This is a genomic window from Kitasatospora sp. NPDC034023, assembly GCF_055575795.1.
Genome location: NZ_JBVIRY010000003.1, coordinates 375,352 through 396,504 on the forward strand (window position 1 = coordinate 375,352; position 21,153 = coordinate 396,504).

13 protein-coding genes are annotated in these 21,153 nt (G+C 72.9%); 4 read left to right on the plus strand and 9 right to left on the minus strand.

Annotated elements, in window-relative coordinates:
- From ACZ52R_RS06720 to ACZ52R_RS06730, 3 genes are all read right to left on the minus strand, one after another.
- On the minus strand, positions 1-2,937 hold the full coding sequence (locus ACZ52R_RS06720; protein WP_465752949.1) for a type I polyketide synthase: 2,937 nt from the start codon (positions 2,935-2,937) through the stop codon (positions 1-3).
- A complete protein-coding gene (locus ACZ52R_RS06725; RefSeq protein ID WP_465752951.1) occupies positions 2,934-4,772 on the minus strand; it encodes a non-ribosomal peptide synthetase in 1,839 nt (612 codons plus the stop codon). Before ACZ52R_RS06725 ends, ACZ52R_RS06720 begins: the two co-directional genes overlap by 4 nt.
- A 571-nt stretch (positions 4,773-5,343) precedes the next feature.
- Positions 5,344-6,627, minus strand: a complete 1,284-nt coding sequence (locus ACZ52R_RS06730) for a metal-dependent hydrolase family protein (protein ID WP_465752953.1) — start codon at positions 6,625-6,627, stop codon at positions 5,344-5,346.
- Between the two features lie 537 nt (positions 6,628-7,164).
- On the opposite strand from ACZ52R_RS06730, the gene ACZ52R_RS06735 reads away from it, so the two are divergent.
- Complete coding sequence (locus tag ACZ52R_RS06735) at positions 7,165-8,247, plus strand: alpha/beta fold hydrolase (RefSeq protein WP_465752955.1); 1,083 nt, start codon at positions 7,165-7,167, stop codon at positions 8,245-8,247.
- Here the strand turns inward: ACZ52R_RS06735 and ACZ52R_RS06740 are convergent.
- From ACZ52R_RS06740 to ACZ52R_RS06765, 6 genes are all read right to left on the minus strand, one after another.
- Positions 8,237-9,541: an NAD(P)/FAD-dependent oxidoreductase gene (locus ACZ52R_RS06740; protein ID WP_465752957.1), complete on the minus strand. Its 1,305-nt coding sequence runs from the start codon at positions 9,539-9,541 to the stop codon at positions 8,237-8,239. The two genes, ACZ52R_RS06735 and ACZ52R_RS06740, sit on opposite strands and share 11 nt — an antisense overlap.
- Positions 9,541-10,317 carry an ABC transporter ATP-binding protein gene (locus tag ACZ52R_RS06745; protein WP_465752958.1) on the minus strand — a complete coding sequence of 259 codons (777 nt, stop codon included), beginning with the start codon at positions 10,315-10,317 and terminating at the stop codon, positions 9,541-9,543. The genes ACZ52R_RS06740 and ACZ52R_RS06745 overlap by 1 nt, the downstream gene beginning before the upstream one ends.
- Positions 10,314-12,164: a dipeptide/oligopeptide/nickel ABC transporter permease/ATP-binding protein gene (locus tag ACZ52R_RS06750; RefSeq protein ID WP_465752960.1), complete on the minus strand. Its 1,851-nt coding sequence runs from the start codon at positions 12,162-12,164 to the stop codon at positions 10,314-10,316. Before ACZ52R_RS06750 ends, ACZ52R_RS06745 begins: the two co-directional genes overlap by 4 nt.
- 1 nt (position 12,165) lies before the next feature.
- Entirely contained in the window at positions 12,166-13,134 is a 969-nt protein-coding gene (locus ACZ52R_RS06755; RefSeq protein ID WP_465752962.1) for an ABC transporter permease, read from the minus strand.
- A 14-nt stretch (positions 13,135-13,148) separates the two neighbouring features.
- Complete coding sequence (locus tag ACZ52R_RS06760) at positions 13,149-14,741, minus strand: ABC transporter substrate-binding protein (protein WP_465752964.1); 1,593 nt, start codon at positions 14,739-14,741, stop codon at positions 13,149-13,151.
- A 111-nt stretch (positions 14,742-14,852) separates the two neighbouring features.
- Positions 14,853-15,887, minus strand: coding sequence for a 3-oxoacyl-ACP synthase III family protein (locus ACZ52R_RS06765; RefSeq protein ID WP_465660797.1), 1,035 nt, complete (start codon positions 15,885-15,887; stop codon positions 14,853-14,855).
- Positions 15,888-16,237: 350 nt separating this feature from the next.
- On the opposite strand from ACZ52R_RS06765, the gene ACZ52R_RS06770 reads away from it, so the two are divergent.
- From ACZ52R_RS06770 to ACZ52R_RS06780, 3 genes are all read left to right on the plus strand, one after another.
- A complete protein-coding gene (locus ACZ52R_RS06770; protein ID WP_465752966.1) occupies positions 16,238-17,947 on the plus strand; it encodes a DUF885 domain-containing protein in 1,710 nt (569 codons plus the stop codon).
- 298 nt (positions 17,948-18,245) lie between these two features.
- Positions 18,246-18,614 (plus strand): DUF5132 domain-containing protein, encoded by a 369-nt coding sequence (locus tag ACZ52R_RS06775; protein WP_465622872.1) that lies wholly within the window; start codon positions 18,246-18,248, stop codon positions 18,612-18,614.
- Positions 18,615-18,805: 191 nt separating this feature from the next.
- A complete protein-coding gene (locus ACZ52R_RS06780) occupies positions 18,806-21,097 on the plus strand; it encodes an ABC transporter ATP-binding protein (RefSeq protein WP_465752968.1) in 2,292 nt (763 codons plus the stop codon).
- Positions 21,098-21,153: the final 56 nt, after the last annotated feature.

Consider the following 21,153-nt stretch of genomic DNA (forward strand, 5'->3'; position numbering starts at 1 on the left):
TCAGGCCGGCTGCCGGGCGGCGTCGACCACCCGGGCCAGTCGGCGCGGAGCGGGGGCGGTGAAGACCTGCTTGACGGTGATGCGCACGTCGAAGGCCGCGCGGACGGCAGAGGCGAGTTGAACGGCGATCAGGGAGTCGCCGCCCAGTTCGAAGAAGTCGTCCTGCGCCGCCACATGCTCCAGTCCGAGCAGTTGACCGAAGATCTGGGCGAGTTGCGTTTCGGTGTCGCCGTCCTGTGCGGGCTCCTGGACGGCCGGCGAGGGCTGGGCGGTGACGGTCGGTGCGGGGTTGTCGGTAGGGAGCGGTGAGTACTGCTGCGGGCTGAACGGGTAGGTCGGCAGCGGAGTCCGGCCCGGCCGGTGACCTTCGTGCAGCCGTGGCCAGTCGAGCTCGACGCCGGCCGCCCACAGCTGTCCGGCGGCGGCCAGCGAGGTCCGCAGGGCGGACTGCTCGCCGGCAGGGTGCGGCAGGCTGGGCAGCGCCAGGTGGCTCTCGGTGCGGGCCGGGTGCCGACGGGCCAGTGTCGTCAGGGTGAGGCCGGGGCCGACTTCGAGCAGGATCCGGTCAGGCTCGGCGAACAGGGTGGCGAGGGTGTCGCCGAAGCGCACCGCCCGGCGCATGTGGGCGGTCCAGAACTCGACGCCCGGAACGCGGTCCATGCGGACCCACTCCCCGGTGGTGTCCCCGACCCAGGGGATCGAAGGCGCCTTGAGGTCGAGTTCGGCGACCAGGGAGGCGAACCGGTCGAGGATCGGCTCCACCAGAGCGCTGTGTCCGGCGGCGGCGATGTGCAGCCGGCGCGCCTCGACACCGTCCTCCGTCAGCCGTGCGAACACCGCGTCGACCGTCCCCCGCGGCCCGGACACCACGCACTGGTTCGGTCCGTTGACGGCCGCGAGTTCCAGGCCGTCGCCGAGAAGTTCGGTGGCGTCGCGCTCGGCCAGCGGCACGGCCAGCATCGCCCCGACGGGCAGGCTCTGCAGCAACCTGCCGCGCTCGGCGACCAGCCGCAGGGCGTCGGCCAGGCAGAACACCCCGGCCACGCAGGCGGCGACGAAGGCACCGAGGCTGTGCCCGGCGACAGCCGCCGGCCGTACCCCTCGCTGCTCCCACATCCGGGCGAGCGCGTACTCCACCACGAAGACGGCCGGCTGGGCCACGCCCATGTCGCGCAGCAACTCTTCGGCCGCCGCGCTCTGCTGCTCGCCGGCAGGGTACAAGACCGCCCGCAGGTCCAGGCCGAGTGTGGGCGCGAGCTGCGCACAGCACGCGTCGACCTCGGCACGGAAGACCGGGTCGTTCTCGTACAGTTCGCGGCCCATGCCGACGTGCTGTCCGCCCTGCCCGGGGAAGACGAACGCCACCGGCCGCTCGCCGCCCACGGGCGGGTAGCCGTGGGTGCCGGCCCCGGTCAGTGCTTGGATCGCCTCGGTGTGGTCGGCGGCCACGGCGAACCGGCGGTGCACGAAGGCGCGGCGGCCGGTCTGCAGCGTCCAGGCCGTGTCGGCCAGTTCCCGGCCGGGGTCGGCGGCGCCGGCGGCCTGCCGCTGCAGGTGCTCGGCAAGCCGGGCGGCGGCGCGGTCCAGCTCGGGGGCGGTCCGGGCGGACAGCACCAGCAGATGGCTCGCAGGCGCGCCGGGCAGGCAAGGTCGCGCGGGCGGCTCCTCCAGGATCGCGTGCGCGTTGGTGCCTCCGATCCCGAACGAGCTGACCCCGGCCCGGCGGGGACCGTCGGGGCGCCACCGGTACAGTTCGGTGTTCACCACGAACGGGCCGTCCGCGAAGGGGATCTCGGGGTTGGGCGAGGTGTAGTGCAGGCTCGGCGGGACCAGGCCGTGCTGGACGGCCAGCACCGCCTTGATGAAGCCCGCCACCCCGGCGGCCGCGTCGGTGTGGCCGATGTTGGTCTTCACCGACCCGATCCGACAGAACCCGCGCCGGTCGGTGCCGCGCCGGAAGGCCTGGGTCAGCGCGGCCAGTTCGATCGGGTCACCCAGCGGCGTCCCGGTCCCGTGCGTCTCGACGTAGCCGATGCTGTCCGGCTCGACCTCGGCCACCAGGTGGGCCGCGCGGATGACCTCGGCCTGGCCGGCCACTCCCGGAGCGGTGAAGCCCACCTTGTCCATGCCGTCGTTGTTCACCGCGGTGCCGCGCAGGACGGCACGGATGTGGTCGCCGTCCTGAACTGCGTCGGCGAGCCGTTTGAGGACCACGATGCCGACACCGTTGCCCGCCACGGTCCCACGGGCCCGGGCGTCGAAGGCCCGGCAGCGCCCGTCGGGCGAGATGACACCGCCCTCGGAGTACTCGGGCAGGCGAACCGGGACGTTGACACTGGCCCCGCCGGCCAGAGCCAGGTCGCACTCGCCGGACAGCAGCGCCTGCGCAGCGAGATGTACGGCGACCAGAGAGGTGGAGCAGGCGGTCTGCACCGTCACCGCCGGCCCGGCGAGACCGAGCCGGTGGGCGACCCGCGACGTGAGAAAGTCGATGCCGGTCGCCAGTCGCAGCTGCCACTCGCTGACCGGGCCGAGCCGGTTGCGGTGGGCCCTCAGCGTATCCAGGTACCCGGTCTGGCTACTGCCCGCATACACGCCGACCGGCCCGACACAGGAGCGGGGGTCGTACCCGGCGTCCTCCAGCGCCTCCCAGGCGCAGGTCAGGAACAGCCGCTGCTGCGGGTCGAGGATCAGCGCCTCCCGCGGCGAGTAGCCGAAGAACGCCGCGTCGAACTCGTCCGCGTCCTCCAGTACTCCGAGCGCGGGGACGTACTCGGGAGTGGACGGGTCGCCGGGGAATCGAGTGACCGATTCCGCGCCCTTGATCAGGTTGTCCCAGAACTCGCCGAGGTCACGCGCGCCCGGAAACCGCCCGGCCATCCCGACGACGGCGAGGAAGGGGCTGTCCGGATCCACCGGCTGTGCCGCCCGCGTCATCGGGCACCCCCGGCGCTCCGGCGGGCGCGGCGCTGCTGGAGCCGGGCGTGCCCGCTGCGGCGCTCATCGGCACGCTCGTCACCGAGCGCGTCGACGGCCGGCCCGGAGCCGCCGCGCAGATGGGCGGCGAGCTTGCGGATGGTCGGATGGGCGAAGAGCGCGACACCGGGAACCTGGCGTCCCAGCGCCCCGCTGAGCTTGCGCTGCACCTGAACGAGCAGCAGCGAGTGACCGCCGATCTCGAAGAAGCTGTCGTCCGGCCCCACCCGGCCGACCCGCAGCACCTCACGCCACACGGCCGCTATCTGCTCCTCCAGGCCGGTCAGCGCCACCGTCTGCGGCGCGCCGGACGTGGCGATGCCGACGGTCGGCACCAGGAGCGCCCTGTGGTCGATCTTGCCGTTCGCGGTCAGCGGCAGCTCGTCGAGCACCACGTAGGAGGCCGGGACCATCGCGGCAGGCAGACTCATGGTCAGGTGGGCGCGCAGCTGCGACGACTCGACCTCGGCAGCGACCACGTAGGCGACCAGCCGCTTGCCGTCCGTCTCATCGTCCACCGCCCGCACGTGCGCCTGACGCACCGCAGGGTGCGTGCACAGGGCCGCACTGATCTCCGCTGGTTCGACCCGCCGGCCGCGGATCTTCAGCTGGTCGTCGGCCCGCCCGACGAAGGCCAGGGCACCGTCGGCGCGAAGCACCGCGAGGTCGCCGGTGCGGTAGAGCCGCCCGCCCGGCGTCTCGCCGAACGGGTCCGGCACGAAACGGTCGGCGGTGAGCCCCGGCTGCCCCAGGTACCCGCGAGCCAGCACCGCCCCACCCAGGTACAGCTCGCCACGGGTGCCCGCCGCAACCGGCTCCAGATCAGCGTCCAGCAGGTACGCCCGCGCCCCGGCCAGCGGCCGCCCGATCGGCAGCGTCTCCCCCTCGGGAATCGAGTCCCCGGTGAACGCCTGGAGCGTGGCGGTGATGGTGGTCTCCGTCAAACCGTAGGCGTTGACCACGGGGACCGAGGTATGCCCTCGCCAGCCGGCCAACGTACGGGTATGCCCGGTGTCGCTGCCCACGACCAGGAGGCGCAGGGCCTCGGGCACCTCCCGCGGTTCGGCGTCGAGATCGCGGACCCACTGGTCCCAGTACGGCGTCGGCAAGTTGGCCACCGTGACCCGCTCACGGCGCAGACACTCCTCCAGCTCCGCGGGCGACGGCACCGAATCGGGAGCCACCACCACCCGGGCGCCGGCCAGCAGAGTCGGGAACACCTCCTCGCCGAACACATCGAACCCCGGACCGGCGAACTGCAGCACCCGATCGGCCGCGGTCAATTCGAAGGCCGCGCCGACGGCGACCGCGTGGTTGGCCAGCGACCCGTGGGTGACGGCCACCGGCTTGGGACGCCCGGTCGAACCCGAAGTGAAGATCACATAGGCAAGGTCGTCGGGGGTAACCGCCACCGCCGGGTTCTGCGCGGACCGCCCGGCCGGCTCGCCGGCAGCCAGGTCGACCACCTCGACCCCCTCACAGCCCCCGGGCCCGATCTGCAGGGTGACACCGGCGGCCTCCAGCTGGTACCTGCGGCGCTCGGCCGGCAGCGCCGCGTCGAGCGGCAGGTAGGCGGCACCGGACTTCAGCACGGCCAGCACCGCCGTCACCAGTTCACGCCCGCGCGGCAGGTTCACCGCGACCACGCTCTCGGCGCCCGCACCGCGCTCCACCAGCACTCCGGCCAGCCGGTTGGCGGCAGCGTCAAGCCCCGCATACGTCACGCACCCGTCGCGGTCGACGACCGCCACAGCATCAGGGCTGGCCCGTACCCGCTCCTCGAACAGCTGCGGCACACAGACCACGGCACGCGGACCGGCCGGTTCGAGCGCGGTAGCGGCTCGACTCTCATCCTCTTGACTCAGTTCAGGCCTCACGAGGCCAACTCCTCTCCAAAGTGGCGCATGTAGCAGTCCGCCGGACAACGGACGGGCGCAGGCCCCGGCCGCGCCGCCCGTCCGAAGCGAACTCGACCCGGCCGGGCGGGGCTTCAGGAAGCCAAAGGGAAACCGGGCGGGGTCATTCCGGGCCTTCGAAGTCACGGCAGCTGTAGATGGCTGCCGTTGAGCTTTCGGTCGATAGCGTGTCCGCTGATCCAGGTTGCTGCCGAAGAACGTAGGAAGCGCCGGTAGACATCCGATCAACGGGCACGGGAGACATGACACCTATGTGCTGTCCGGGATCGGCGCAGGATTCCAGTGGAGAACCCTCTGCCTCCGACACGGCTGAGCCGCTCCACCGAACCGCCGAGGGCACCCTGGGTCGTGATCGAGGTTCTCGCGCGCAGGGATCGTGACCTGGCTCGGCGATCCGGTCCGTCTGGAGGCGGGCTGTCCGGTGCCGTGGGCAGGTGGAAGCAGGTGCGGGTCAGTCGAGTTCGTTCTTGTGGACCATGCCGCCCTTGATGATGAGACGCAGGTTGCGTTCGGGATCGGCGAGGACGGACAGGTCGGTGGTCGGGTCGCCGTCGACCACCAGGAGGTCGGCCCATGCCCCGGGCGCGATGACGCCGAGCCGCGCCGCGCGGTAGGGGTCGCGGCGGCCGGACAGGCGGAACAGTTCCGCGTTGCCGGAGGTGGCGGTCCTCAGGACGTCGACCGGGCTGAGGTGGGTGCCGAGTCGGACCAGCATCTCGTTCTGCCGATGGGCCTTCCCGGGATCGAGTACCAGGTCGGTGCCGAAGGCCAGTCGAACGCCGTGCTGTACGGCCCAGGCGAGGGCGCGGGAGCCGCCCTCGCAGACCTCGCGGTTCTTGTGGTCGCTGTCCGGGGAGTCGTAGTGGTGGTCGTCTACCTCGAACGGCTGGGTGCTCAGCCACACGTCCTTCTCCGCGAGGTAGCGAATGGTGTCCTCGTCGACGAGGTGCCCGTGCTCGATGCAGCGCACGCCGGCCTCCACCGCGCGGCGGACGCCCTCGGAGGTGTAGACGTGCACGCTCACGTAGGTGCCCCAGTCCGAAGCCGCGGCGACGGCGGCCCCCAGCTCTGCAGCGGTGAACTGCAGCACGTCCAGCGGGTCGTAGTCGGAGATGACGCCGCCGCCGGCCATCAGCTTGATCTGGGTCGCGCCCTTCTTGAGCTGCTCGCGTACTGCTGCGAGAACTCGGTCCGGTCCGTCGGCCACTCTGGTGAACCCGATCTGTTCGGATCGGGCCGGCGGCCCGCCCAGTGCGGTCGGGGCGTCGTGGACCGCCCCGAAGTCGCCGTGGCCGGCGGTCTGGGAGATGGCCGCCTGGCTCGGGTAGATCCGTGGGCCCGGGAACAGCCCGCGGTCGAGAACCTGCCGCAGCGGTTCGGTGTCACCGGCCATGTCCCGCACCGTGGTGAAGCCGCGCATCAGCATGTCGCGGGCCGCCGCCAGAGCCTGGTAGTAGACGGTGCCGGTCGGCGCGCCTCGCAGGTTCGCCATGGTGCTGCCGGTCGCGAACAGGTGGACGTGCGCGTCGGTGAGGCCGGGGAGCAGGACGCGGCCTCCGCCGTTGAGCACCGTCGCGCCTGCGGGGATTCCGCGCGGGAATGGGCGGCCCAGCACCACCTCCGCGATCCTGTCCCGGTCGACCCGGACGTACCCGGGTATCGATTCCTCTCCGATCCCGTCGAAGACGCGCACGTTCGTCACCAGCAGCCCGGGCCCCGAGTCGTCGACAGCCATGTCGCCATCTTCGGCTGGTCACGGAGCCGGGACCAGCGGGACGGACTGATTCCCCGGTCCGACTGCGCCCGCTTGTCAGCCGACCGGCCCAGCCGCGCGGGCGTCCCTGGACCCGGGCTGGTGGGTGGGCCGTGGGACGCGTTTGCCCAGGTGGGGGCGGACCGGGTGGCGCTTGGGGCTGTGGCGCCGGGCGCCACCGCGGTGGGGTTGTCCGTGGGCTTGGCACCCTGGCGCCGGCGGTCCGGAGGGGCGGGAGAACCCCCCGCCGGGGCGGCTGGTGGTCGTGGGCGCCTACCGGGCCGGTATTCGAAGGCGCTGCGGTGAAGGAGTCGTCCACCAGGGCGACGTCGAAGCAGGGCACGGCGCCGACACCGTACTCGGCGGCGTGTTCGAGCTGGGTGAGTGGGACGGACTCACCCGGGGGATCACGTGCGGTGCGTTTGTCGCACGATTGCGGGGGCGGTCCGGCGTTGAGCCAGGTGGACGGGGGGATGACACTGGCAGGGATCGGGTTTCGAGTGCCGTTGCGGAGGACCGATGCGACGGGACGGACGGGTCGTAAACTCCTTGCTCGCACTGCTGAGCCGGGACTGGCTTGGACTGCCGGTCGCGGTGCTGGTGGTGGCGGCGGGTGGCGGGCTGCTCGGGGTCGGCGCGGCATGGGCGGCGGCGCTCGGTGGCATGGCGATGGCTGTCGGTGTGCTGCTGGCGGCAGGATCCGTTCGTCACCTGGTGCTGGTGGCCCACGAGGGGCGGCGGGATCCCCCACCGGGGCTGTTGGTCGACGTGGGCGGTCACCGGATGCACGTCCTCGCCGAGGGGGAGGCCGGGGGCGGACCGACGGTGGTCTGGGTACCCGGCGGACACGCCCCTGGTGAGGAGTTCCGGGAGCTGCACACGATGCTGTCGGCAAGGGCGCGGTCGGTGCTGGTCGACCGCCTCGGGACGGGCTGGAGCGATGTCGGGCCCTTCCCGCGGACGACGGCGGTCGAGGCCGAGGAGTTACTGGCGGCGCTGGAGGGGGCGGGGGAGCATCCCCCCTTCGTGTTCGTCGGCCATTCCTTCGGTGGGCTGTTGGTCGCGAACGTGGCCAGGCGCCAGCCGGAGCTGGTGGCCGGGCTCGTGCTACTGGATCCGACGCCGCTGGAGGTCATCGCCTTCGCGCCGCCCAGCCGGCAGCTCGCGGCGATGCGTCGCGGCTTCCTGCTGACGGCGGTGCGGCAGCTGTTCGGGGCCCATCACGCCCCCGGGAGCCGGGCAGGACAGGGCTGCGCCGCCGCGTCGATCTTCGCCGAGCTGTCGCCGTCGGGGTTGGCGGGAGTGGGTTGGGAGACCGTGGTGTACGACGGTGATCTCGGTGACCTGCCGCTGGTGCTGGTGATACCCCGGGACCTCATCGGCGGCGAGGCGGTGCTGGCCGGCGCCCGGGACGCGGTCGAGGCCGAGCGGATCAGTCGCTTCTATCTCCGGAGCAGGACGCGGTACCTGGCGGCGTCGACGGCGTCCCGGCTGGTGCACACGCCGGAGGGGACGGGCCACGACTTTCCGCACGAGGCGCCCGAGTTCGTGGTCGGTGTGGTCGCGGAGCTGGTGCGGGAGCTGCGTGTGATCAGCCCATGACGTTCCGCGCGGGGTCCTCCCGGTTCGGGCGGTGGCGGGAGAAGGACCCCAGGTTCACGGGGTTGCCGGTGTGGTCGCCGCGGTAGCGGAGGGGCTCGTGGTCGTGGTCGTGGCCGGCCTCGATCCGGTCGACCAGGGTGGCGAGGAAGCGGCCCACCAGTGGAGCGTTCTTGAACTGGTTGCCGCTCGTCCCCATGGCGACGTAGTAGCCGTCCAGCGCGGTGCGGTCGTAGATCGGGGTCCAGTCGTCGGCGGCGTCGTACACCCCGGCGACACCGAGCGGCCGGTTGGGGACGCCGATCTCCGGGAAGCGGCGGGCTGCCCGGGTCACCTGGGTGCGGAAGCGGCGGGCGGTGGGGCGGGGGTCGGCTTGGTCCGGGTCGTCGATCCACTCCGGCCGGTCGCAGGCCGGCTCGGTACCGCCGACCAGGAGGTGGCCGCCGGGAGCCGACCGCAGGTAGGTGCCGAGGTCGAGGTCGGCGACGAGGGGGAAGGGGCCGGTGGGGCGGCTGCTCGGCGCGGCGATCTGGTGGACCTCCTCGCGCAGCGGGCGGACGCCGATCGTGAAGTCGCTGCCGACGTCGGCCAGCCGGTTGAGGCCTCCTGACCACGGGCCGGCGGCGTTGACCACGACCGCCGCGGCGATCCGGGTGCCGTCGGCCAGGCGGACGCCCGTCACCCGGTCGGCGTCCCGGTCCACGGCCACCACGGCCCGGTGGAACAGGAAACCCGCGCCCAGCTCGCCCGCCGCGTCCGCGAGGTTCTGGGCGGCGAGCTGAGGGTCGTCGACGAACCCGGCGTCCGGGGTGAACAGTGCGCCGAGCTCGCCGGACGGTCCGGCGAAGAAGGCGTCGTCGTCCACCGGCTTCGGCGGCCAGTACCGCCCGGGGTCGATCCCGGGCAGGTGTCGGCGCAGCGCGGCGGCGTCCCACCGTTCGTACGGGACGCCGGCGCGGTCGAACAGGGCGGTGACCTCCGTGGGGTCGGCGGCGGGGGAGTCGAGCAGTACGGCGCCGGTGCGGTGGAACGCGGCGAGCGGGCGGCGGCCGGTGAGTCGCAGGTGCTCGGGCCAGGATGTCCAGAGGTGCCGGGATTCCCACGCGGTGGCGACGCCGTCGAAGGTGGAGTAGTTGAACCGGATGATCGCACTGGAGGCGCTGGTGGAGCCGTGGCCGGCGGCGCCCGCCTTGTCCACGACGACCACACGGCGCCCGGTGCGGGCGAGTTCGAGGGCGATGGCGGCGCCGATCACTCCGGCTCCGACAACTACGGCGTCCGCTCGGTGACTGGTCATCAGGTCCTTCGGAACGGCAGGCGGGGCACGGAGTCGAGCAGCTCCCGGGTGTACGGGTGCTGCGGGGCGCCCAGCAGGGCCTCGGTGGGGGCGGTCTCGACGATCCGGCCGTGCCGCATGACCGCCACCGCGTCGGAGACGTGGCAGACCGCGGCCAGGTTGTGGCCGATGAACAGCATCGACAGTCCGAGCCGCCGTTGGAGTTCGCGGATCGTGTTGAGGACGGAGGCCTGCACCGAGACGTCGAGGGCCGAGGTGATCTCGTCCGCGATCAGCAAACCCGGTCCGACGGCCAGGGCGCGGGCGATGGCGACCCGCTGGCGCTGGCCGCCGGACAGCTGGCGCGGCAGGCGGTCGGCGAACCGGGGGTCCAGGCCGACGAGGCTGAGCAGGCCGGTGACGCGCTCGGTACAGGTCGGACGATCGAGCCGGTGGAAGACGGTGGCCGCCTCGACCAGGGACTGACGGACCGTCATTCTGGGGTTCAGTGCGGTGTCCGGGTCCTGGAGGACGATCTGGACCTGACGGCCGAGCCGACGCCGGTCGCGGACGGTGCGGACCCGGACTTCCCGGCCGTCGAGCAGGATCCGGCCACCGTGCACGGGCGTGAGTCCGACGATCGCGCGGGCCAGGCTCGACTTCCCGGAGCCGGACTCGCCCACGAGGCCGAGCGTGGTGCCCGGCGGGATCTCCAGCGACACCCCGTCGACGGCGGCGACCGGGCCGCGCGGGCTGTGGTGGCGGACGGTGAGGTCGCGGACCTGAAGGGTGGTCATGGGGCGAGGACCTCCACCGGCACCGGGTTCCAGCACGCGACCCGGTGCTCCGCGTCGAGCTCTCCCAGCGGCGGGGTCTGCTCGGCGCAGTGGTCCCGACGGTGCGGGCAGCGGGGCTCGAACGGGCAGCCCGGGGCGGGCGCCAGCGGGTCGGGTGGTGCGCCCTCCACCGTGGGCAGGGGCCGGTCGCGGTCCGCCGCGAGGTCCGGTACCGAGGCGACCAGGGCCCGGGTGTAGGGGTGCCGGGTGCCGTCGGCAAGGCGGCCGGCAGGCAGGGACTCGACGATGGTGCCCGCGTACATCACCAGGACGCGGTCGCAGAACTCGCCGACCAGCGCGACGTCGTGGCTGATGAACAGGACGGCGGCGGCGGTATCGCGCCGGATGTCGGAGAGCAACCGGGTGATCTGCCGCTGCACGGTGACGTCGAGCGCGGTGGTCGGCTCGTCGGCGATGATCAGGCCGGGCCGCAGCATCAGCGCGGCGGCGATCATCACTCGCTGGCGCTGGCCGCCGGAGAGCTGGTGGGGACGCGAGCGCAGCGTGGCCGGGGGAAGGGCGACCCGGCGCAGGGCGTCGGCGGCCTCCGACAGCGCCTGGGCGCGGCTCGCGCCGCGGTGGGCTCGGACGGCCTCGGTGAGCTGGGTGGAGATCCGCAGGGACGGATTGAGTGCGGAGGCCGGGTTCTGGAAGACCATCGCCAGGCTGGTCGCGAGGTGGTGCTCGCGTTGCTTCCGCGTCATGGTGGCGGGGTCGGCACCGAGCAGGTGGAGGGCGCGCCGGGTGACGCGGGCCCGTTCGGGGAGCAGGTCGGCGATGGCGAGTGCGGTGAGTGACTTGCCGGAACCGGACTCGCCGACGAGCCCGACGATCTCGCCGGGGCGCAGGGAGAGGCTCACGTCGCGCACGGGCCTGATCGCCCCGTCCGGGGTGGGGAGTTCGACGGACAGGTCCTCGACCTGGAGGGCCAGGTCGTCCTCGGCGGGCCGGTTCGGGGCGGGCGGTGGCGCGGGCGTACGGGGTGCCGGGCCGCGACGGGCGACGCCACCGGCCAGGACCTCGCCGAGCAGTTGGAAGGCCAGGGCCGCGTAGAGGACCGCCAGGCCCGGGGCGAGCGCGGGCAGCGGTTCGGCGTAGATCCGGTCGAGCCCCTGGTTGAGCAGCTGCCCCCAGTCGTAGTCGGGCGGCTGGACGCCTAGTCCGAGGAAGCTCAGCCCGGAGAGCGCGACGAGGGCCGTGCCCGCGGCCGTGGTGGTGGCCAGCAGCAGGGGCTCGGCGATGTTGGGCAGGACGTGCCGCCACAGCAGCCGGTGTCGGCGCAGGCCGAGGACCCGGGCCGCGGCCAGGTGGTCGGTGCCGGCCACCGCGGCGGAGAGCGTCTGGGCGAGCCGGGCGAAGCCGGGGACGCCCGCGACGGAGAGGGCGAGCACCGCCGCGCCGGCGCCCGCGCCGAACACGACGGCGAGGAACATCGCGACCAGTAGCGCGGGGAAGGCGAGCAGCAGGTTGATCAGGGAGGTGAGCAGCCGACGGGCGCGGCGGCCGACGACGGCGGTGGCCGCGCCGAGCAGGATGCCGCCGGTGGCGCCGATCAGGGTGGCGGCCAGTGCCAGCAGCAGGGAGGGCCGGGTGGCGGTCAGGACCCGGGCGAGCACGTCCCGGCCGAGGTTGTCGGTGCCGAACGGGTGGGTTGTGGAAGGGCTTTGGAGTACCGCGAAGGGGTCGGGGCGGTCGGCCGCGGTGCCCCACAGGAGTGGAGCGGCCAGCGCGAGGACGAGCAGCGACGTCAGCATGACCGCCGAGGTCCAGGCCATCGGTGAGCGGAGGTACCTGGGGGGAAGGGTCATCTCAGCTCTCCCGGATCGTCGAACGAGGGTCCAGCAGCGCGAGCAGCACGTCGACCATGAGGCCGGAGAGCAGCACGGTGGAGCCCAGGATCAGCACCATCGCCTGGATCACCGGGTAGTCCTGGCTCACCACGGACTGGGCCATCGCCGATCCGATGCCGGGCCAGGCGAACACCTTCTCGACCAGTACGGTGCCGGCGATCATGGCGGGCAGCAGGCTCCCGGCGACGGTGAGCGCGGCGGTGGCCATGTTGGGCGCGGCGTGCCGCAGGTAACGGTGGGCGGGGGACAGTCGTTTGCCGCGGGCGGTGCGCAGGTAGTCCTGGCCCAGTACCGTCAGCGCCTCGACCCGGACGATGCGCGCCAGGACAGCCGTGGGTGCGAGGGCGAGAGCGAGGACCGGCAGGACGAAGGACTCGGCTCCCGTCGTACCGGCCACCGGCAGCAGTTGGAGGCCGACGGCCAGCAGCGCGGTGAGCCCGGCGGCCAGCACGAAGTCCGGCACCCCGGCCAGGCAGGCGGTGGCCGCGGTGAACGCCAGCTCGCTGCGGGGGTGCCGGCCGTCGCGCGTGCGGACGGCAGCGAGTAGCCCGCCGGGCAGGGCGACGGTGAGGGTGACCAGGAAGGCCAGGCCGGCGATCTCCAGGGTGGCCGGCAGCCGGGTCTGGACCAGTTCGGCGACCGGCGTGCCGGTGACCAGCGAGGTCCCGAGGTCGCCGTGCGCCAGGCCGGCCAGGTAGTGCCGATACTGGGCGAGGAAGGGTGCGTCGAGGCCGAGTCGGTGCCGGCGGGCGGCGACCAGGGCGGGGGCGGCGTCGACGCCGAGCGCGGCGCGGACCGGGTCGCCCGGGACGAGCCGGACCATCGCGAAGGACGCGGTGAGCACGACCCCGAGGGAGACGAGCAGCCGGGCGGTGCGGCGGCCGAGGAAGGCCGCCCACGGGCGCCGCAGCAGCTGGGGCAAGGACACGACGGGCCCCCCGGTCAATGGTGGAGGCGGATGCTGGTGGGGACGATCTGGCCGCCGAAGGTGGTGGCGAAGGTGGTGCGGTAGCCGTACACGGTGCTCCGGCCGTCGGCGATCGGCAGGGCGTCGGCCGATCGGAGGAGTGCGGCGGAGGCCCGGTTCCAGGTGCCGCAGCCTTCGGTGTCCGGCTCCCGGAGGGCCTGGGCGACCAGGGCGTCGTACTCGGGGTTGGCGACGCCCGCGAAGTTGAGGCCCTGCGCGGGAGTGGGGCCGGAGAAGAACGGGATGAAGCCGACCGGCAGGGCGAAACCCGGCGTGCTGCCGACCACGATGTCGAATTCGCCGCTCTGGTACATGGCGTTGACGAGGGCGGGCAGGCTTTCGGTGACCAGTTCGACGTCTGCGCCGAGCGCTGTCCAGGTCCGGGCCATCAGTTCGGCGGCGGGTGGCAGGGTCGGTCCGAGGTCCGGGCTGGTGATCAGGCGCAGCCGGAGCGGTCGGCCGCCCTTGGTCAGTCGGCCGTCCGGGGCGCGGGTCCAGCCGGCGGCGCGCAGGGTCTCGGCGGCGTCCTGCGCGGGCAGGTTGGCGGCGGCGAGGTCGGCGTGGCAGACGGCGCCTTCGGCACCGAAGTCGGTGGCGGGCCGGCCGGTGCCGCCGACGGCGACGTTGGCGAGGCCTTGGCGGTCGAGGGCCGACACCAGGGCGCGGCGTAGCGCCGGGTCGGCGAGGGGGCGGCCGGGGCGCTGGTTGAAGAAGGTCAGCCCGACCACCGTTGCCACGTCCTCGGTGGCCAGGCCGTGGCCGGCGAGCCGGGCCCGGTCGGGCCCGTTCACGCTCGCGATGTCGACGCCCCCGGTGAGCAGCAGGTTCGCGGCGGTGGAGGCTTGGGGCACGACCGAGAGGGCGATCCGGGCCGGCAGGCCGGGGGTGGCGGTGGTCGCGCCGGCCGGGCCCCAGGTGTAGCCCTCGCGGACGGAGAACTCGTAGGGCCCGCCGAGGGAGTAGCGGGTGAGCACGTACGGGCCGGTGCCCTGGGTGGTGCGGTCCAGTGCCTCGGGCCGGTCGAGGCCGGCGGGGCAGACGATCGGCAGCAGCCCGAGGGTACGGGTGAGAAACGGGAAGGGCGCGGCGGTGGTCGCCGACACGGTGCCGGCCCGGTCGTCGGAGCTTGCGGTGAACGGGACGTTGGGGAGGACGGTCTGGGCGCCGGCCAGCTGGTTGGCCGGGTCGCCCGCGTAGGTCAGCGCCCGGGCCACGGCGGAGGCGGTGAGCGGGGTGCCGTCGGAGCAGGTGATGCCCTGGCGGAGAGTGAAGGTGGCCGCGGTGGTGGTGGACTGCCAGGAGGAGGCGAGGCCGGAGACCACGGTGCCGTCGGGGGTGGTGTTGACCAGCGAGTCGTAGGCGTAGCGGGCCTGACCGGACCCGAAGGTGGAGTACGGGTTGAAGCTCGGCGTCTCGCTGGACTCGGCGATCCGGACGGTCCCGTGGTCGACGAGTGCCCCGCTCGTCGAGGACCGGGCGGCGCCTCCGCAGCCGGCCACCGCGATGGCGGTGACGGCGGCGGCGACCGCCCGGGCGGTCGGCTGGGTACGACGGGGTATGGGCGTCATGGTGCCACCGAGTGTTGTCGCTGGCGAGTCAACTCGCTTGTTCTGCACAGGTGTTCGGGTTGCATTGGAGGGCGGGACCGCTTCGGATATTCCTTCCTGGGGTGATCGGGGTCAGGCGTGCCGGAGGCAGAGGGTGCCCCATTGGAAGCCCGCGCCGATCCCGGACAGGACGTAGGTGTCCCCTGGCCGCAGGTCGCCTGCGGCGACGGTCGAGTGGAGCGCGGTGAACAGGCCGGCTGATCCGGTGTTGCCGAGCCGGTCGACGGTGACGGGAACGCGATCGTGCGGCACGTCCAGGGCGTTCATGGTTTCGGTGAGGATGTTCAGGTTGGCCTGGTGCAGGAAGTAGTGCCGGATCCCGGCGACCGGTACGCGGGCCTGCCGGGCCGCGCTGGTGATGCTCTCCGGCAGACGTGTGGTGGCGGTGTCCCAGACGGCGCGGCCGTTCATCCGCAGGTAGTGGGCGCCGGCCGCCAGGGTGGCGGAGGTGGTGGGCAGGCGGGAGCCGCCGGCGGGGACCTGGACGTCGTAGGAGAGCTGGGAGCCCAGGTCGTAGGAGAGCAGCCCCGCCCCGGCGGTCTCGCTGCGGGTGAGCACGACGGCGGCTGCGGCGTCGCCGAAGAAGACGCCGGTGGTGCGGTCCGTGGGGTCGGTGATCCTGGAGGCGCAGTCGGCTGCGAGGACCAGGACGGTGCTGATGGAGGGGTTCTGCAGCAGGTGGGCGGCGATCAGCACGGCTTGGACTCCGGAGGCGCAGGCCGCCTGGGTGACGTCCAGGGCCAGGGCCCGGTGGGCGCCCAGGGCGTCCTTGACGATCAGCGCCGTGGACGGCAGGGGCTGGTCCCAGGTGTACGTTGCGACGATCACCGCGTCCAGCCGGTCGGGGGTGGCGCCCGCAGCGTCCAGGGCCTGGTGTGCGGCGTCGACGCACATGTCGGAGGTGGCCAGCTCCGGGGCCAGGCGGCGGCGTTCACGGATGCCGGTGCGGCTGGTGATCCATTCGTCGGTGGTGTCCAGGGTGCGGGTCAGCTGCTCGTTGGTGATGACGGTCGGGGGCAGATGCATTCCGGTCCCGGCGATGGCGAACGGGACGGGTAACCCCGTGCCGGTGTGGTGGTGCACGGGCGTGTCCTGGGTGAGGGTCATGTGACGGTGCTCCGCTCGGGCGCGATCGAGGACCTCCGGGGCGGCGTGGAAGCGCCCGGAGGAGCAGGGCTCGCCGAGCACGGTATGCGGGGTGGCCGGGGCTGTGAGGGCGCGGACCCGTCCTGATGCGTCCCACGCTTGTCACGCACCAGCCGTTGCCCCACGAACAGAACGCCTGTACGTAAGGTGATTTCCGGATGTCCAGGTTGATGCGGCCTTCCGTATGGGGCGTGGCGGCACCTGCGCGGAACGTGCGGAGGCCGCTGTCTCCCGGCCGGAGGTCACCCGTTCGAGGGGCGAGCGGCGGCTGTACCGCGGACCGGGCGGCCGAACGCCGCCACACTGGCCGTATGAGCACGAGTGCGAACGGACCGGGCCGGGAAATCGGCCATCTGGTGGACCGCTACTGGGCGTTCCTGCTGGAGCGCGATCCACTGCTGAGAGTCCGCCAGGGGCTCCCGGTCGAGACACTGCCCAGGGCGTCCCTCGCCGAGGCGGAGGAGCGGGCGCGGTTCGCCAAGAAGGTGCTGGGCCGGGTGCGGGCGCTCGACGGCGCGAGGCTGTCCGGTGCCGACGCCGACACCGCCGCGTTCCTCACGCGGCTGGCCGAGCAGGAGCTGCGCGCCCACCGCTGCTACTGGCTGACGCCCGTGGCCACGCCGTACCGGCTGTTCCCGCTGTCGCTGTACACCGACGCGGTGCTGCGCCCCTTCCGGTTCGCGGAACCGCCGGACTGCGAGCGGTACTTGGGGCTGGTGCGCGAGCTGGCTGGGGTGATCGGCTCGATCGGGGACAAGGTGGTGGGTCAGGCGGCGCACGGTTTCCGGGTGCCCGTCCCGGCACTGGCCGGGGCACGCGCCACGCTCGCGGGCCTGCGGGCGTCGGCGACGGGCCGGGCGGAGGTGGCCGAAGAGCGGCTCGCCGGGCTGGGGGCGGCCGCACGCGGGCGTGTCCGGGACGGCGTACGGCGGCTGGTGGAGGCCGAGTTGACGCCGGCCTTCGACCGGCTGCTCGCCGTCCTGGACGACCCGGCCTATCTGAGCTCGGCGCCGCAGACCGTCGGCTGGGCGCAGTACGAGGGCGGGGAGGAGGCCTACCGGGAGTTCGTCCGGATCCACAGTGGGGGCGACGCGACGCCAGAGCGGCTGCACGCGCTCGGCCGCGAGCAGTGCCAGGAGCTCGCCGAGCGGATGCGGGAGGTCCGCACCGCCCTCGGATTCCCGGGCCCCGAGGTTGAGTTCCACGAGCGGCTGCGGACCGAGCCCCGGCTGTACGCCCGGACGCCGGAGGAGGTCGAGGCCCGTTACCGCGGCCATCTCGACCGGCTGGCCCCGGTGCTGCCGCGCTTGTTCGCCACCCTGCCGCGTGCGCCGTACGGGCTGGCCCGGCTGGACCCGGCGCTGGAGCCGGGGATGACCTTCGGCTACTACGAGGCTCCGACCGCGGCCGATCCGGTCGGGCGCTACCGCTACAACGGTTCGGACCTGGAGCGCAGGTCCCTGCTCGGCTCGGCCTCGCTGATCCTCCACGAGCTGGCTCCGGGGCACCACTTCCACCTCGCCCGCCAGGCGGAGGACCGGTCGCTGCCGCAACTGCGGCGAGAGGCAGCGGAGTTCGGTGCTTTCAACGAGGGCTGGGCCGAGTACGCGGCGGGCCTCGGCTGGGAGGCGGGTCTCTATGCGGATCCATGGGACGCCTATGGGCGCCTGGCACAGGAGCGGTTCACCGCCCAGCGCCTCGTCGTCGACACCGGGCTCAACCTCGGGACGATGAGCCTGGAGCAGGCGCGGGAGTTCATGAGCGCCAACTCCACCGAGTCGGACGGCCAGATCGCCTCTGACCTGCTTCGCTACTCGACGGACCTGCCCGGTCAGGCGCTCTCCTACCGGGCCGGCTTCCTGGAGTTCGGCCGGCTCCGGTCGCGGGCCGAGGCGGAGCTGGGGGCCGGGTTCGATGTGCGGGCCTTTCACGAGGCGGTACTGGGGGGCGGGGCGTTGCCGTTCGCGGGACTGCGGCGGAGGGTGGCGCGTGAACTCGGCCTTCCAGGCGATCCCGAATGAGTATGAAAAGCAGGTAAGCGTATTGGCCTGTGTAGGGGTGCGCTGCAATTCAGGGTGCGGGAGAAGGCCATAAACGCTCACAAGAGTGAACCGGCGGAGGCTGCTTGGCTCTGGCGGGCATGGTTCGACTACGGTGGCAGAGAGATCGGGCGGCGAGTGCCGTGTGCGGTAATTCGGTCCGGTAGGTGCATCCCGGATTCCGAGGTGGAATGCTTCCGTCCGCCCGGCTGTTCGCTGCTCCGGTGTTCGCAGTGTCCGGGTTCCCTGTCATACCTATGTGTAGAGAGGATGGAGCATCATGCCGCCCGTAGTACCGCCCTTCCTGATCGGCCTCGTCGTCGCACCCCTGGCCAAGCGTCTGCTCAAGCCGCTGCTGCGCGGAGTCGTCAAGACGTCCGTCGGCATCGCGATGGAGGTGAAGAAGGCCGCCCACGAGGCCGGGGAGAACATCCACGACCTCGCGGCCGAGGTGGCCGCCGACATGGTGGCGGCCCAGATCGTCGCCGGTGACACCGGAGCCCGTGCGGGTGACGGTCAGCACACCGACGAGAACGGCGCCCCGAGCGCCGCGAAGGACGAGGCCGTCGAGCGGGCCCGACGGGCCGCCGAGGAGGACCCGAGGGCCCCCAAGATCCGTGCGACCGCAGGCGCCGGCAAGGCGAACTGACGGCCCGTCCGGAACCCAGGCCGCCGTCGGGTGCGCATTCCGATGAATTTCGAAGGGATGCGCCCCGACGGCGGCCGACTGCAGGCCGGTCAGCCGCAGCGCATTCGTCGCCAGACTTTCCCACTCCGCCGTCGCAATCCGTCGTATCAGAGACGGTTTTCCGCGACCTCCGCAAACAGGTGATCGTACACATGCCATCGCTACTGGGCGCCGCAGCCGGATTCCGCTCCGTGGAATTGGACGCGAGCCCGCGCTCGGTCACTCCGGGCCGACAGCGCTGGGACGTCAAGCTGGTGCTCGGACGGCCCCGGAGGGCCGAGGTGCTCGCCGCCGCGCTGCGCCGCGTTCCCGGGATCACCGAGGCCCAGGCCAATCCGGTCACCGGCGGGGTGCTCGTCCGGCACGATGCGCGAGTGCGTGCCACGGACGTCGGCCGGATCGTCCGCAAGGCCGTCGCCCTGGTCGCGGAGGGCCCGGCCAGAACGGCCGCCCCCGCCGGGCCCGCCGCCGCACCGGCCCCGCGGGCGGACCGGGGCCTGGTCGTGCGACCGGTGCTCGCCGTCGGCGGAGGGGTCGCGGCCGGGATCGCGCTGATCAAGGGGTCGGCGCTGAGCAGGCAGTTGGTGGCGGTGGGCGGGGTGGCCGCAGCGACCGCAGCCGTCGTCCGGAAGGCCTGGCACAGAACGGTCGACGCCTCCCGCGGCGCTGCGGGGCCCGGAGCCGAACGCCACCCCCTGCTGGAGATCGTCGGACCGCACCGTGCCCGCCTCTACCGGGCCGCCGCGCTCTCGGTCTCCTGCCAGATCTCGGAAATGGCGCTCGGCACCTTCCTCGGCTGGACCGGACTGGTCCTCATCAAGGGTGAGGCAGCGCCCCTGGTCAGCCTCGGCCTGACCACCGCGTCCGCTCAACTCCTGGGCTTGGCCGGACTGGTGGCCGCCGCCTGCGCCGCCGTGGCGGGCCTCTCGTACGCCTCGAACCGGCAGTGGCGCACGCTCGGCGGGGACATCGAGCACGACTGGCGCAGCCGCACCTACCGGCACGTCCAGCACCTCGAACTGGGACACCTGGAGGGCGAGCGGACCACCCGGGTGGCCGGGGCGCTCACCGACGACGTCGGCCAGCTGGGCGCCTTCTTCGCCGGCCCGGCCAACGACGTGCTGCAACTCGGCACCAGCCTGGCCCTCCTGGTGCCGGCGTTCCTGCTGCTGGCGCCGCAGATCGCCTGGATCGCGTTCCTGCCGATCCCGGTCATCGCCTGGCTGTCGCTGCGCCACCAGGACAAGGCTGCGGCCGACTACGCCGTCACCGGCGAGCGCCGGGTCATGCTGGGCAGCCAGGTGATCAACTCGCTGGAGGCGAGCGCCACCGTCAAGAGCTTCTGCACCGAGGACTACGAGGCCGAACGCATCGACGGGTTGAGTGAGGCGGCCCAGGAGAGCAGGACGCAGACCGACCGGAGCACGCTCCGCCACGCCGAGACCGTCCGGGCCTGCACGACCGCGTCGATGGCGGGCACCCTGCTGATCGGCGGCCGTTCGGTGCTCAACGGCACCCTGCGCTTCGAGGTGTTCAGCCCGCTGATCGGGCTGCCCCAGATGCTGCTGATGCGGATGAGCCGGCTCGGCGGCATCGTCGACCAGTACCAGCGCACCCTCGCCTCCTACGACCGGGTCCGGCGGCTGCGCGCCCTGCCCGTCGAGGCCGGCGGCAGCAACGGGACGCTCGACCCCGCCGAGATGCGGGGCGAGATCGTCCTCGACGGGGTCACCTTCGCCTACCCCGGCCGGCCGGCGGCACTGGAGGACCTCTCGCTGACCATCCCGGCGGGGCAGGTGACCGCCCTGGTGGGCGCCACCGGCTCAGGCAAGACCACGATCGCCAAACTGCTGATGCGCTTCCAGGACGCCGAATCCGGCAGCGTGCTGCTCGACGGCAAGGACGTCCGGGAGCTGCGACGGCACGACCTGCGCCACGCCATCGGCTTCGTCGCCCAGGACCCGTTCCTCTTCGACGGCAGCATCGCCGACAACATCCGCTACGGCACCTTCGCGGCCTCCGACGAGGCCGTGGTCCGGGCAGCCGGCATGGCCGAGGCGCACACCTTCATCGCGACGCTGCCGGACGGCTACGACACCCTGATCGGAGAACGCGGCACCGCGCTCTCCGGCGGCCAGCGGCAGCGGATCGCCCTGGCGCGCGCGATCCTCAAGGACCCCCCGGTCGTCATCCTCGACGAGGCCACCTCCGCCGTGGACAACGAGACCGAGGCCGCCATCCAGCGCACGCTCCGCAGCTTCGCCGCCGACCGGACGATGGTCGTCATCGCCCACCGGCTCTCCACCGTCCGCCACGCCGACCGGATCTACGTCATGGACAAGGGCGGCGTCGTCGCCGAACAGGGCACCCACGACGAACTGCTCGCCCTGCACGGACTCTACGCATCCCTCTGGCAGCTCCAGGCCGGCGAACTCGCCGCCTGACCACAGCAGCAGCGCCCGCCCGCCGACCGCGTGACGACACCGCGGTCGGCGGCGCC

What these genes read in the sequence shown, in the direction of transcription:
- ACZ52R_RS06745 (WP_465752958.1), bottom strand. Translation starts at nt 10,317, where the DNA reads ATGACCACCCTTCAGGTCCGCGACCTCACCGTCCGCCACCACAGCCCG.
- ACZ52R_RS06730 (WP_465752953.1), bottom strand. Translation starts at nt 6,627, where the DNA reads ATGGCTGTCGACGACTCGGGGCCCGGGCTGCTGGTGACGAACGTGCGC.
- ACZ52R_RS06765 (WP_465660797.1), bottom strand. Translation starts at nt 15,887, where the DNA reads ATGACCCTCACCCAGGACACGCCCGTGCACCACCACACCGGCACGGGG.
- ACZ52R_RS06770 (WP_465752966.1), top strand. Translation starts at nt 16,238, where the DNA reads ATGAGCACGAGTGCGAACGGACCGGGCCGGGAAATCGGCCATCTGGTG.
- ACZ52R_RS06750 (WP_465752960.1), bottom strand. Translation starts at nt 12,164, where the DNA reads ATGACCCTTCCCCCCAGGTACCTCCGCTCACCGATGGCCTGGACCTCG.
- ACZ52R_RS06780 (WP_465752968.1), top strand. Translation starts at nt 18,806, where the DNA reads ATGCCATCGCTACTGGGCGCCGCAGCCGGATTCCGCTCCGTGGAATTG.
- ACZ52R_RS06760 (WP_465752964.1), bottom strand. Translation starts at nt 14,741, where the DNA reads ATGACGCCCATACCCCGTCGTACCCAGCCGACCGCCCGGGCGGTCGCC.
- ACZ52R_RS06775 (WP_465622872.1), top strand. Translation starts at nt 18,246, where the DNA reads ATGCCGCCCGTAGTACCGCCCTTCCTGATCGGCCTCGTCGTCGCACCC.
- ACZ52R_RS06735 (WP_465752955.1), top strand. Translation starts at nt 7,165, where the DNA reads ATGCGACGGGACGGACGGGTCGTAAACTCCTTGCTCGCACTGCTGAGC.
- ACZ52R_RS06720 (WP_465752949.1), bottom strand. Translation starts at nt 2,937, where the DNA reads ATGACGCGGGCGGCACAGCCGGTGGATCCGGACAGCCCCTTCCTCGCC.
- ACZ52R_RS06740 (WP_465752957.1), bottom strand. Translation starts at nt 9,541, where the DNA reads ATGACCAGTCACCGAGCGGACGCCGTAGTTGTCGGAGCCGGAGTGATC.